Origin of the sequence: Streptomyces sp. NPDC002790 (assembly GCF_040295505.1) — a bacterium.
Lineage (GTDB): Bacteria > Actinomycetota > Actinomycetes > Streptomycetales > Streptomycetaceae > Streptomyces.
The window spans coordinates 26,752-39,165 of record NZ_JBEOVM010000061.1; the positions used below are offsets into that span (position 1 = coordinate 26,752).

The window sequence follows — 12,414 nt, forward strand, 5'->3', positions numbered from 1 at the left end:
TCCTAGCGAATGATGGCATTCGGGCCACTCGTTCTGGGTACGCGGATCCCCGAAGCTTCTGACGTGACCGACACCGAGACGCAGAGACCACCGAAGGATCCGATCGGCGCCCGCCCGCGACGACGCCGTCCCCACCGCGCCTGGGCCGTCGCCGCCGTCACGTTCGTGACGATCGTCGGCGCCGCCGCCTTCGCCTCCCTGCCGGGGCTGCTCATCGAGCCGCTGCACGATCCCGGCACGGGGTTCGGCTGGTCGCGCGGCACCATCGGCTTCGCCGTGTCCGTGAACCTCGCGCTGTACGGGATCACCGCCCCGTTCGCCGCCGCGCTCATGGACCGGTTCGGGATCCGGAAGGTCGTCGCCGTCGCGCTGCTCGTCATCAGCGGCGGGTCGCTGCTCACCGTGTGGATGACCGCTGCCTGGCAACTGATCATGTACTGGGGCGTGTTGGTGGGGCTCGGGAGCGGGTCCATGGCGCTCGCCTTCGCCGCCACCGTCACCAACCGCTGGTTCGTCGCGCGCCGCGGCCTGGTCACCGGCGTGCTGACCGCGGCCGGGGCCTCCGGGCAGCTGGTCTTCCTGCCGCTGCTCTCCTGGATCGTCGACCGGCACGGCTGGCGGCCCGCCGCCGTGACCGTGGCGCTTTCGGCGCTCGCCGTCGTCCCGCTGGTGTGGCTGCTGCTGCGCGACCACCCCGCCGACGCGGGCGTCGAGCCGTACGGCGCCAAGGAGTTCGTACCGAAGCCCACGCCCGTACGGGGAGCGGGGAAGCGGGCCGTGACCGTACTCGTGAAGGCCGCGCGCACCGGGCCCTTCTGGCTGCTCGCCGGCACCTTCGCGATCTGTGGCGCAACCACGAACGGCCTGGTCAGGACGCACTTCGTGCCCGCGGCACACGATCACCACATGCCCACCACCACGGCCGCCTCGCTGCTCGCCGTAGTCGGCGTCTTCGACGTCGTCGGGACGGTCGTGTCGGGCTGGTTCACCGACCGGATAGAGGCGCGCCGGCTGCTCGCGGTGTACTACGCGCTGCGCGGCATCTCGCTGCTCTTCCTGCCGATGCTGCTCGCGCCGAGCGTGCACCCGCCGATGCTGTTCTTCATCGTCTTCTACGGCCTGGACTGGGTCGCCACGGTGCCGCCGACGATCGCGTTGTGCCGCGAGCACTACGGCGAGGACAGCGCGATCGTGTTCGGCTGGGTGCTCGCCTCGCACCAGGTGGGGGCGGCGGTCGTGGCCTTCCTGGGTGGTCTGGCGCGGGATGTGTTCGGGTCGTACGACGTGGTCTGGTACGCCTCGGGCGCGCTGTGCGCGGCGGCGGCGCTGATGTCGCTCGTGATCCGGCGCGGGCGTGCGGACACCTCCGTCGCCGCTCCCTCAGTCGCGTAGCCCCGAGAACGCGCCCCGGTGGAAGACCAGCGGCCCCGCGCCGCCCCCCGCCGACCCGAGCGCCGACACCCGCCCCACCACGATCAGGTGGTCCCCGCCCGTGTGCACCGCGTGGATGGCGCAGTCGATCCACGCGGCGGCGCCTTCGAGCCGCGGCGCGCCCGACACCGGCGCATCGTCGTACGCGACACCGGCGAACTTGTCCGCCCCGCTGACCGCGAAGCCCCGGCACAACTCGCCCTGGTCCGCGCCCAGTACGTTCACGCAGAACGCGCCCGCACGGGCGATCCGCGGCCACGTCGTCGAGGTCCGCGCCACCATGAACGCGACGAGCGGCGGGTCGAGGGACAGGGACGCGAAGGACTGGCAGGCGAAGCCGGCGGGACCCGCGTCCGGCTCGACCGCCGTCACCACGGTCACGCCGCTGGCGAACTCGCCCATGACGCGGCGGAATTCGGCCGGATCCACAGGTGCGCGCTCGTCATCGCCGACGGCCCGGAGGTCCGGTCGTGGCAGCGCCTCCACCGGTGACTCCGCGGTGGGCGCGCCGACCGACCTGAGGTAACGGACGACGGTGGCCGCCATCCCTGCGTGTCCCATCATGCGAACCATTGAAGCTGACGGGCCGTCAGATTGGAAGGGGTGCGGCGAGCGACGTACGGCCGCCGCACCCGCCACCCGAACGTCAGAAGGTCAGCACCCCCCTCGCCACCTTCCCCGCCTCCGCGTCCTCGACCGCCTTCCCGAAGTCCTCCACCGGGTACGTCCGTGTCACCAGCTCGTCGAGCAGCAGCCGGCCCTGCGCGTACAGGTCCGCGTACAGCTTGATGTCGCGCTGCGGGCGCGAGGAGCCGTAACGGCAGCCGAGGATCGACTTGTCCAGGAACAGTTCGGCGGGCACGAAGGACGCCTCCGCCTTCGCCGCCGGCATCCCGAGGATCACCGCCTGGCCGTGCCGGTCGAGGAGGTCGACCGCGGCCCGGATCAGCTCGACCCGGCCCACGCACTCGAAGACGTGGTCGGCGCCGTCCGGCAGAACCTCACGTACGGCGGCGACATCCGTGAGGAAGTCCGTCGCGCCGAACTGCCGCGCCACCTCCTCCTTCGCCGGGTTGGAGTCCACCGCCACGATCCTCAACGCGCCCGCGACACGGGCGCCTTGAAGCACGTTCAGCCCCACTCCCCCCGTCCCGATCACGACGACCGTGTCTCCCCGGTCGACCCGTGCCCGGTTCAACACGGCCCCGACACCCGTCAGCACCCCGCAGCCGATGAGCGCGGCCGAGGTCAGCGGGATCTCCTTCGGGATCTTCACCGCCTGCACGGCCTTCACCACGGTCCGCTCGGCGAACGCCGAGTTCGAGGCGAACTGGTACAGCTGCTTGCCGCCCCGCGCGAACGGCTTCTGCGGCATCCCGATCGCCTTGCGGCACATCGTCGGCCGGCCCCGGTCGCACTCCGCACAGGCCCCGCAGTTGGCGAGCGTGGAGAGCGCCACATGGTCACCGGCCGCCACGTGCGTCACGCCCGCGCCCACCGCCTCCACCACTCCCGCGCCCTCATGTCCGAGGACCACCGGGCGCGGGAACGGGATCGTCCCGTCGATCACCGACAGGTCGCTGTGGCAGAGCCCCGCGGCCGCGACGCCGACGAGCACCTCCCCCGGGCCCGGATCCCGTATCTCCAAGTCGTCTACGACAACGGCCTGTTGGCCGTCGAACACGACACCCCTCACGTGGCCTCCCTGGGCAGGCCGAGCACCCGCTCGGCGATGATGGTGCGCTGGATCTCGTCCGAGCCGCCGTAGATCGTGTCGGCCCGGGTGAAAAGGAAGAGACGCTGCTGTTCGTCGAGCTCGTACGGTGCGGTGGGCGTCCAGTCCGTCGGGCCGACGGCCGCCGCCGCGCCCTGCACCCGCAGGGCCAGCTCGCCGAGCCGCTGGTGCCAGCCGCCCCACAGCAGCTTGGCGACGCTCGGCGCGCCCGCGTCGGGGGCCCCGCCGAGGGTGCGCAGCGCGTTCCACCGCATGGTCCGCAGCTCGGCCCAGAGGCGTACGAGCCGGTCGCGTACGACGGGGTCGCGGTCCGCTCCCGAGGCGACCGCCGACCGTACGACCGCCCGCAGCTCCTCCGCGAAACCGATCTGTTGGGCCAGCGTCGACACGCCGCGCTCGAAGGCGAGCAGCCCCATGGCGACCTTCCAGCCCTCGCCCTCGCCGCCGACGACCTCCTCGGCCACGGCGCCGTCGAAGAACACCTCGTTGAACTCGCTCGTCCCGGTGAGCTGCCGAATCGGCCGTACGTCGATGTGGTCCGGCTGGTCCATGGGGACCAGCAGGAAGGAGATTCCGCGATGGCGGTGCGCGTCCGGGTCGGTGCGGGCCAGTACGAAGCACCAGTCGGCCTCGTGGGCGAGCGACGTCCACACCTTCTGGCCGGTCACCCGCCAGCGGCCGTCGCTCCCACGGGTCGCCGACGTACGCAGCGACGCCAGGTCGGAGCCCGCCCCCGGCTCGCTGTAGCCCTGGCACCACAGGTCCTCGCCGCGTGCGATCGGCGGGAGGAAGCGGCGCTGCTGCTCCTCGGTGCCGTACGCGAGGAGGGTAGGGGCCAGGAGGTTCTCGCCGATGTGGCCGTAGCGGCCCGGCGCCCGCACGCGCGCGTACTCCTCCGCCCAGACGACCTGCTGGGTGAGCGTGGCGACCCGGTTGCCGAAGCCCTCCCGGCCCCAGCCGATGCCGATCCAGCCGCCCTTGCCCAACTCCTGTTCCCAGGCGCGCCGTTCGGCGCCGCCCTCGTGCTCACTGCCGGGGCCCCCGCGCCCCACGGCGGCCGTGAACCGCTCGTCGAGATGTTTCTCCAGCCACTCCCGGACCTCACCCCTGAAGGACTCGTCCGCCGTGTCGAACCCGAACTCCACGCCCCGCCACCCCCGTTACTGGTTGGGTCGTTCCTTGGCGGCCGCCGCCCGCGCCATCTCCTGGAGCTGCTCGAGGAGCGGCATGGGGTCGGTGCCGACCGTCCCCGGCAGGAAGTCCGCGATCTTCTCCGGCGTCCAGGGCCCGCCGTCCGCGTACCCGGCACGCAGCTCACGCGGCTGCGCCCAGACGGCGATCTTCGGCCCGGCCACCGTGTAGACCTGCCCGGTGATCTTCTCCTCGCGGGCCCGCTCGCTGAGCAGATAGACGACGAAGGCCGCGACGTCCTCCGGCTCCCCGATCTCCTTCAGCTCCATCGGCACGTTCGCCGACATCCGGGTACGGGCCACGGGCGCGACGGCGTTCGCGGTCACGCCGTACTTGTTGAGCCCGAGGGCCGCGCTGCGCACCAGCGAGATGATGCCGCCCTTGGCGGAGCTGTAGTTGGCCTGCGCCACGGAGCCCTGGTGGTTTCCGCTGGTGAAGCCGATGAGCGTGCCGGCCTTCTGCTTGCGCATGACGGCGGACGCGGCCCGGAAGACGGTGAAGGTGCCCTTGAGGTGCGTCTGGACGACCGGGTCCCACTCGTCCTCGGACATGTTGAACAGCATCCGCTCGCGCAGGATCCCGGCGACGCACACCACCCCGTCGATCCGCCCGTACGCGCTCACGGCCGTGTCCACGATGCGCTGGCCACCGGCCATCGTCGACACGTCGTCGGCCACGGCGACCGCCGTGCCGCCCGCCGCCTCGATCTCCTTGACGACGCCCTGCGCCACGTCCGACGTGGGCTCGCCGCCCTCCATCGACACCCCGTAGTCGTTGACGACGACCTTCGCGCCCTCGGCGGCGCACGCGAGCGCCACCGCCCTGCCGATGCCTCGCCCCGCTCCCGTGACGGCGACGACCTTGCCTGCCAAGAAGTTCCCCATGCCCGGCCCCTTCCCGCGGTTTCTGACGACCCGTTAGATTTCAACTCCGGTCGGAGTGTACGACTCGTCATCCACCGGAACACAAGACCTGGAACACAACCCTCGGGAGGACCCGATGCCCCTGCCCGCCGAGTTCCACGACATCGCCAAACGCGTGAACAACTGGGGGCGTTGGGGTGAGGCCGACGAGATCGGCACCCTGAATCTCGTCACCGACGACGTCGTGCGCGAGGCCGCCACGGAGGTCCGCACGGGCCGCCGCGTCCCCCTCGCACTGCCACTGAAGGAGGACGGTGTGCAGTCGGGCCTGATCCCCGGCCGCATCAACCCGTTCCACACGATGGTGCAGATCAACCAGGAGATCTTCGGCCCGGAAACCGTCGCCACCAGCGACGACGCGGTGACGATGGGCCTCCAGGCGGCCACCCACTGGGACGCCCTGACCCACGTCTCGCACTCCGGCAAGCTCTACAACGGCCGCCCCGCCGACACCATCACGGCGCACCACGGCGCCCGGTTCAGCGGCATCGACAAGGCGCCGTACATCGTCTCGCGCGGCGTGCTGCTCGACGTCGCCGCGGCGAAGGGACTCGACCGGCTGCCCGGGGACCACGCGGTGACCCCCGAAGACCTCGACGAGGCAGCCGAGTTCGGCCGGGTGACGGTCGGGGCAGGCGACATCGTGCTCGTCCGCACCGGGCAGATCCAGGTGTACCTGGCCGGGGACAAGCACGGCTACGGCTATCCGTCACCGGGACTTTCGGTGCGTACGCCCGAGTGGTTCCACGCGCGGGACGTGGCGGCGGTCGCGAACGACACGCTCACCTTCGAGATCTTCCCGCCGGAGATCGAGAACCTGTGGCTGCCCGTGCACGCGCTGGACCTGGTCGAGATGGGGATGCTGCAAGGCCAGAACTGGAATCTCGAAACTTTGTCCACAACCTGTGGAGAAGTCGGACGGTATTCGTTCCTGCTGTCCGCGATGCCGGAACCCTTCCTGGGTGGCACGGGGACGCCGGTGGCTCCCGTGGCGGTGTTCTGACAGCGCTGCTCCAGGGCGGCACACGCCCAACGGCCCCGCCGGACACGGAAAGCGGCGCGGGCACCCCCCACGGGGCCCGCGCCACTTCGTGCGCGCTCACACCGCTTCGAACGCCACACCCTGGAACGCGCCGGCCGTCGCCACCGCGCACTGGTCGATCTCGCACCAGATCGCCTTGCCCGTGCCCTCGGGGCGCCAGCCCCAGCGGTCCGCGAGCCCGTCGACGAGTTCCAGTCCCCGCCCGTTCGTCTCCTCGCCCTCCGCGTGCCGGGGCGCCGGGGCCCGCTCGCAGGTGTCGGCGACCTCCACGCGGACGGTGCCGAGGCACGCCGCGGGTTCGCCACTGGGCAGCGCCATGCGCAGCACGGCCGGCCTGCCCGTGTGCACCACCGCGTTGGTGACCAGCTCGGAGACGATCAGAATCAGCGTCTCCGCCAAGGACTCGTCGGCCTCTATGCCCGAACCGGCGAGACGCGAACGCGCCCACCTGCGGGCCCGCCCCACCTCAGCGGGGTCGGCCCCGACCTCCAGTTGAACCTGAAGCACCTGCACCGCTCACACCATCCGAATCCGGCGGGACCGCTGGAGTACTGACTCGCGCCACTTACCGTGCTGTCCAGTGAGAGGGATCACGGAACGTGAACCCCGTGAGACACAGCATGATTGACGTTCAGTCACCCCAACAAGCGCTTCGGGCATATTCCAGCGCGAAGGAGTACGCGTACGGCATACTGTGCGACGCGTCTTGCCGGGGGTCGAACAGGCGGGGGCGGAACGCCGTCCCGCACTGCGAGAAACGCCCCGTGTCGGGGCCGCGGGCCGACACGGGGCGGGAGCCGGAGCCGCCTCGGAGGCAACACCGGCGCCGTCGCTCGGGTTCAGCACCACTCGCATCGCCACAAGGTACCGGAGCGGGGCGCCGACTCCGTGCCGTGACGAGCCCGGCGCGGGACACAACCCGGTAACCACGCACGGTGACTGTGCGTGCACCCTTGCTCAGGCCGTCCGCTCAGACAGCCGCGCGTCCGCTTTCCGAACGCGCGGCGCCTTCTTACGTAGGTCAGAGCGCGGCCGCGAGCACCTCCTCCGCGTCCCTCGCGCTGCCGCCCAACTCGGCCCGCACCCAAGCCCGCTTCAGGTGCAGATGCACGTCTGCCTCCCAGGTGAAGCCCATGCCGCCGTGCACCTGGAGGCAGTCACGGGCGCCCTGCACGGCGGCCTCGTCGGCGAGCAGTTCGGCCGCCGCGACCTCGACCGGATCGGCGGTGACGGCCGCCGCGTACACGGCGGCGCGGGCCACCTCGACCCGTACCAGCATCTCGGCGCACAGGTGCTTCACCGCCTGGAACGACCCGATCGGTGATCCGAACTGTTCACGCTCCCGGGCGTGTTGGACCGCCATGTCGAGCGCACGGCCGGCCGAGCCGAGCTGTTCGGCCGCGTACAGGAGCGTCGCTTCGAGGGGGACGGGGGCGGGCTCGGGGAGGGCGTGCAGAGGCGTGAGCGGGTCCGCCGAGGCGATCGGGCGGGCCCTGGAGGCGTCGCCGCGCACCACGTCCGCGTCGTCCCGCCACGGCAGCAGGTTTCCGTACGGCGCGGTCACCACCGCCTCACCGGCCGCGGCGCCCGGCACCTCGCCCGCCGCGAGGAACGTGGCCACCAGCGGGCCGGGCACAAGAGCCCGCCCCACCTCCTCGAACACCACCACCGCGTCGGGGAGGCCGAGCCCGACCCCGCCTGCCGCCTCCGGCAGGCACAGCGAGAACAGCCCGGCCTCACCGAGTTCACGCCACAGGGTCCGGTCGACCCCCGGCGCGGCAGCGTCGACAGCGGCCCGCAGCGCGTCCCGCCCGAACCGTCCGGCGAGCAGCTCCCGCGTACCGTCGCGCAACGCCCGTTGTTCCTCGGTCAGTTGGAAGTGCACACCTACCGTCCCCCCTTTGAAGACCCGGTTGACGACTTGGGCAGCCCGAGGATCCGCTCGGCGACGATGTTGCGCTGGATCTGCGAGGTCCCCGCGGCGATCGTGTACGAGAGCGAGGAGAGCCGGTCGAGCGTCCACTCCTGGTCGGTGTCGAGGGCGCCCGCACCGCCGAGGACCTTGGCCGCGGCCTCGTACAGCCGCTGCCTGGCGTGCGAGTAGCGCAGCTTGAAGACCGAGCCGCCGACGCCCGGCACGCCGCCCGATGCCTGCGCCTCGCTCACGTTCCACTGGGTGAGCCGCCACAGCGCACTGAACTCGGCTGACAGCAACGCGAGTTCGCGTCGCAGCACCGCATCGTCCCAGCGCCCTGTCTTCTTCGCGTGGGCGGCGAGTTCGCCGAGGACCCGGCGGCAGGCGACGACCTCGCCGACGAACGCGGTGCCGCGCTCGAAGGACAGGGTCACCATGGTCACGCGCCAGCCGTCGTTCTCCTCGCCGACCCGATTGCCGACCGGCACCCGCACGTCGTCGAGGAACATCTCGGCGAACTCGGTCGACCCGGCGAGCGTGCGCAGCGGCCGCACCGTGATGCCGGGCGCGTCCATCGGCATGGCGAGCCAGGAGATGCCGCGGTGCTTGGGCGCTGAAGGGCCGGTGCGTACGAGGAGTTCGCACCAGTCGGCGACCTCGGCGTGCGAGGTCCAGATCTTCGAGCCGCTGATCACGTACTCGTCGCCCTCGCGCCTGGCCTTCGTACGCAGCGCCGCCAGGTCGGAGCCGGCGTCCGGTTCGCTGAAGCCCTGGCACCACACCTCGTCCCCGCGCAGGATCGGCGCGAGCCACCGGTCACGCTGCCCGGGGCTGCCCTCTGCGGCGATGGTCGGCCCCGCGTGCAGCAGGCCGACGAAATTCGCGCCTACGTAGGGTGCGCCCGCCTTTTCGGTCTCCTCCAGGAAGATGAGCCGCTTCGTAGGCGAGGCGTCCCAGTGCACGTCCCCGTATCCGGCGTCGTACAGGCGCCGCTGCCAGCCCATGTCGTACGCGCGTCTGCCCGGCCAGTCGTCCGGCGACGGTTTCGGGGGCAGCGTGGGCAGCACGCCGCCCAGCCACTCCCGAAGCCGTGCCCGGAACCCCTCTTCTTCGTCCGTGTACGTGAGGTCCATGGCGGTGGCCCTACTTGCGGTCCTTGTCGAGGTCCAGGTCGAGCATGCGGATGGCGTTGCCGCGCATCAGCTTGTAGACCGTCTCGTCGTCGAGGCCCTTCATGTGGTCGAGCGCGACCTCCTTGGTGTTCGGGAAGGTCGAGTCGACGTGCGGGTAGTCCGTCTCGAACGTCGCGTTGTCCCGGCCGACGGTGTCGATGGACGCCACCCCGTGCTTGTCACGGAAGAAGCAGCAGAAGATCTGCCGGTAGTAGTACGTGGACGGAGGCTCGGGGATCAGGTCCCGGACGCCGCCCCATGCGCGGTGCTCCTCCCACACGTCGTCGGCGCGCTCCAGGGCGTACGGCACCCAGCCCATCTGCCCCTCGCTGTAGGCGAGTTTGAGCGTCGGGAACTTCACAAGGACGCCACTGAAGAGAAAATCCATCATCGAGGCCATCGCGTTGTTGAAGCTGAGCGAGGCCTGGACGGCGGGCGGCGCGTCCGGGGACGCGGCCGGCATCTGCGAGCTGGACCCGATGTGCATGTTGACGACCGTCCCGGTCTCCTGGCACACGGCGAAGAACGGGTCCCAGTAGCCGGAGTGGATGGACGGCAGCCCCAGGTGCGTCGGGATCTCGGAGAACGTCACGGCCTTGACGCCGCGCGCGGCATTGCGCCGGATCTCCGCGACGGCCAGGTCGATGTCCCACAGCGGGATGATGCACAGCGGGATCAGTCGGCCGCCGCTGTCCCCGCACCACTCCTCGACCATCCAGTCGTTGTAGGCGCGCACGCAGGCGAGCGCGACCTCCTTGTCGTGCGCCTCCGCGAAGGTCTGCCCGCAGAAGCGCGGGAAGGTCGGGAAGCAGAGCGACGCCTCGACATGGTTCAGGTCCATGTCCGCGAGCCGCGCCTTGGGGTCCCAGCACCCGCGCCGCATCTCGGCGCGGGTGATCCCTTCCAGCGTCATGTCGTCGCGGTCGAAGCCGACGGCCGCGATGTTGCGCTTGTACGGGAACTTGAGGTCCTCGTAGATCCACCAGTCCGTGGGCGGCCCCGCCGGATCCATCGTGATCTGGTATTTGCCCGCCACGTAGGCGAGTTCGCCGATTCCTTCGGTCAGCGGCTTCGGCCCCTTGTCCCGGTACTTGGCCGGCAGCCAGGTCTCGAAGAGGTGGGCCGGTTCGATCACATGGTCGTCGACGCTGACGATGCGCGGCAGTTCCGTCATGAGTGTTCAGCCCCTCGCCGTATCTGATGACCCGTCAGATAGCAGGCTAGCCCCGCACCTCTGGACCGACAAGGAGCGCGGACTTACGCTCTCAGCCAGATCTGACAACCCGTCAGGTGACGGCACCGGCCGTGAAGCCGTGAAGGGGTACGGAGATGACCGACACCGCACACACCCTGGGCGCCTCCCGCACGCTCTGGGAGCTGGTCGAGCGCCGCGCCGAACTCACCCCCGACCACCCGGTGCTGCTCCAGGGCGAACGCACCCTGACCTTCGGCGAACTGCGCGACCGCGGCGAGCGCGTGGCGGCGGGCCTGTACGACCTGGGCATCCGCCCCGGCACGGTGGTCGCCTGGCAGCTGCCCACCCGCATCGAGACGGCCCTGCTCTCCTTCGCACTCGCCCGCATCGGCGCGGTGCAGTCGCCGATCATCCCCTTCTACCGGGACCGCGAAGTCGGCTTCGCGCTACGGGAGTCGAAGGCCGACTTCTTCGCGACACCCGGCGTGTGGCGCGGCTTCGACCACACCGACATGGCGCGGCGGCTCGGCGCGCGCGGCATCTTCGAGGCGTACGAGGACCTGCCGGACGGCGACCCGGCCGTGCTGCCCCCACCGCCCGCCTCCGGGACGGACGTCCGCTGGATCTACTGGACCTCGGGCACGACGTCCGACCCCAAGGGCGTGCTGCACACGGACCGTTCGCTCATCGCGGGCGGCTCCTGCCTCGCGCACGCCCTGCACCTGTCGTCGTCCGACATCGGCTCGATGGCCTTCCCGTTCGCACACATAGCGGGCCCGGACTACACCGTGATGCTGCTCCTGTACGGCTTCCCGGCGGCGATGTTCGAGCACTTCGCGATGCCGGACTCACTGGACGAGTACCGGCGGCACGGGGTGACGGTCGCGGGCGGCTCGACGGCCTTCTACTCGATGTTCCTGACCGAACAACGCAAGCAGCCGGACGAGAAGCTGATCCCGACGCTTCGGTTGCTCGCGGGCGGCGGCGCCCCGAAACCGCCGGAGGTCTACCACTCGGTCGTCCACGAGATGGACGTCCAACTCACCCACGGCTACGGCATGACGGAAGTCCCGATGATCACGATGGGCGCCCCGGACGACACGGCGGAGAACCTCGCGACGACGGAGGGGCGGCCGCCCGAGGGCATGGAGATCCGCGTCGTCGACGCCGACGGCAAGCCGGTGCCGCCGGGGGTCGACGGCGACGTGCGGCTGCGCGGCGAGGCCGTCTGCCAGGGCTACCTGGACCCGCGCCAGACCGCGGACGCCTTCGACGAGGACGGCTTCCTGATCACCGGCGACCTGGGCCACGTACTGCCCGAGGGCCACCTGGTCCTCACGGGCCGCGCCAAGGACGTCATCATCCGCAAGGGCGAGAACATCTCCGCGAAGGAGATCGAGGACCTGCTCCACGAACACCCTGCGGTGCAGGATGCGGCGGTGGTCGGGCTGCCGGATGTGGAGCGGGGGGAGCGGGTGTGTGCGGTGCTCGAACTCCGTGGGGGCGGGGCGGTGTTGACCCTCGCGGGGGTCAGCGCGTACCTGCGTGAACAGGGCCTGTCCACGTTCAAGCTGCCGGAGCAGTTGGAGGTGGTGGACGCGCTTCCGCGCAACGAGACGCTCCGCAAAGTCCTGAAGTACAAGCTGCGGGAGCGGTTCGGGGCGTGATCAAGCCTCACCATCAAGCCCGGTGCGGCCAAATCAAGCCCCGGTCCGGCCTATTAAGCCCCTGCGGCGATTGAGCAGCGGGGTGCGGGGCAGAGCCCCGATCTTTCGCCCCGTCGAGGGTTGCGGCCGCGGGGGGGCGCCCC

Annotated in this window: 11 protein-coding genes; 3 read left to right on the forward strand and 8 right to left on the reverse strand. The window is 70.9% G+C overall.

The genetic code is table 11. From position 1 onward, the window contains the following. Positions 1-12 precede the first annotated feature (12 nt). Positions 13-1,392 (forward strand): MFS transporter, encoded by a 1,380-nt coding sequence (locus ABT004_RS24050; RefSeq protein ID WP_351340466.1) that lies wholly within the window; start codon positions 13-15, stop codon positions 1,390-1,392. On the opposite strand, the gene ABT004_RS24055 is transcribed toward ABT004_RS24050, so the two are convergent. The 4 genes from ABT004_RS24055 to ABT004_RS24070 all read right to left on the reverse strand — a co-directional run bounded on the left by ABT004_RS24055 (position 1,381) and on the right by ABT004_RS24070 (position 5,241). Continuing rightward, positions 1,381-1,992, reverse strand: a complete 612-nt coding sequence (locus ABT004_RS24055) for a flavin reductase family protein (protein ID WP_351340493.1) — start codon at positions 1,990-1,992, stop codon at positions 1,381-1,383. The two genes, ABT004_RS24050 and ABT004_RS24055, sit on opposite strands and share 12 nt — an antisense overlap. 85 nt (positions 1,993-2,077) lie before the next feature. Continuing rightward, a complete protein-coding gene (locus ABT004_RS24060; RefSeq protein WP_351340468.1) occupies positions 2,078-3,127 on the reverse strand; it encodes a Zn-dependent alcohol dehydrogenase in 1,050 nt (349 codons plus the stop codon). Then, a complete protein-coding gene (locus ABT004_RS24065; protein ID WP_351340469.1) occupies positions 3,124-4,311 on the reverse strand; it encodes an acyl-CoA dehydrogenase family protein in 1,188 nt (395 codons plus the stop codon). The genes ABT004_RS24060 and ABT004_RS24065 overlap by 4 nt, the downstream gene beginning before the upstream one ends. 15 nt (positions 4,312-4,326) lie before the next feature. Beyond that, positions 4,327-5,241 carry an SDR family NAD(P)-dependent oxidoreductase gene (locus tag ABT004_RS24070; RefSeq protein WP_351340472.1) on the reverse strand — a complete coding sequence of 305 codons (915 nt, stop codon included), beginning with the start codon at positions 5,239-5,241 and terminating at the stop codon, positions 4,327-4,329. Between the two features lie 115 nt (positions 5,242-5,356). On the opposite strand from ABT004_RS24070, the gene ABT004_RS24075 reads away from it, so the two are divergent. After that, entirely contained in the window at positions 5,357-6,283 is a 927-nt protein-coding gene (locus ABT004_RS24075) for a cyclase family protein (protein ID WP_351340473.1), read from the forward strand. 96 nt (positions 6,284-6,379) lie between these two features. Here ABT004_RS24075 and ABT004_RS24080 read toward each other — a convergent pair whose 3' ends face one another. From ABT004_RS24080 to ABT004_RS24095, 4 genes are all read right to left on the reverse strand, one after another. Then, positions 6,380-6,835, reverse strand: coding sequence for an ATP-binding protein (locus tag ABT004_RS24080; RefSeq protein WP_351340476.1), 456 nt, complete (start codon positions 6,833-6,835; stop codon positions 6,380-6,382). 508 nt (positions 6,836-7,343) lie between these two features. Then, complete coding sequence (locus ABT004_RS24085; protein ID WP_351340478.1) at positions 7,344-8,207, reverse strand: acyl-CoA dehydrogenase family protein; 864 nt, start codon at positions 8,205-8,207, stop codon at positions 7,344-7,346. Positions 8,208-8,209: 2 nt separating this feature from the next. Next, complete coding sequence (locus ABT004_RS24090; RefSeq protein WP_351340480.1) at positions 8,210-9,370, reverse strand: acyl-CoA dehydrogenase family protein; 1,161 nt, start codon at positions 9,368-9,370, stop codon at positions 8,210-8,212. A gap of 10 nt (positions 9,371-9,380) precedes the next feature. Beyond that, entirely contained in the window at positions 9,381-10,583 is a 1,203-nt protein-coding gene (locus tag ABT004_RS24095) for an amidohydrolase family protein (protein WP_351340483.1), read from the reverse strand. Positions 10,584-10,738: 155 nt separating this feature from the next. On the opposite strand from ABT004_RS24095, the gene ABT004_RS24100 reads away from it, so the two are divergent. After that, a complete protein-coding gene (locus ABT004_RS24100) occupies positions 10,739-12,271 on the forward strand; it encodes a class I adenylate-forming enzyme family protein (protein WP_351340486.1) in 1,533 nt (510 codons plus the stop codon). Positions 12,272-12,414 lie beyond the last annotated feature (143 nt).

Coding starts and splice junctions, on each gene's coding strand:
- ABT004_RS24050 (WP_351340466.1), top strand. CDS start 13: ATGGCATTCGGGCCACTCGTTCTGGGTACGCGGATCCCCGAAGCTTCT.
- ABT004_RS24055 (WP_351340493.1), bottom strand. CDS start 1,992: ATGGGACACGCAGGGATGGCGGCCACCGTCGTCCGTTACCTCAGGTCG.
- ABT004_RS24070 (WP_351340472.1), bottom strand. CDS start 5,241: ATGGGGAACTTCTTGGCAGGCAAGGTCGTCGCCGTCACGGGAGCGGGG.
- ABT004_RS24075 (WP_351340473.1), top strand. CDS start 5,357: ATGCCCCTGCCCGCCGAGTTCCACGACATCGCCAAACGCGTGAACAAC.
- ABT004_RS24090 (WP_351340480.1), bottom strand. CDS start 9,370: ATGGACCTCACGTACACGGACGAAGAAGAGGGGTTCCGGGCACGGCTT.
- ABT004_RS24095 (WP_351340483.1), bottom strand. CDS start 10,583: ATGACGGAACTGCCGCGCATCGTCAGCGTCGACGACCATGTGATCGAA.
- ABT004_RS24100 (WP_351340486.1), top strand. CDS start 10,739: ATGACCGACACCGCACACACCCTGGGCGCCTCCCGCACGCTCTGGGAG.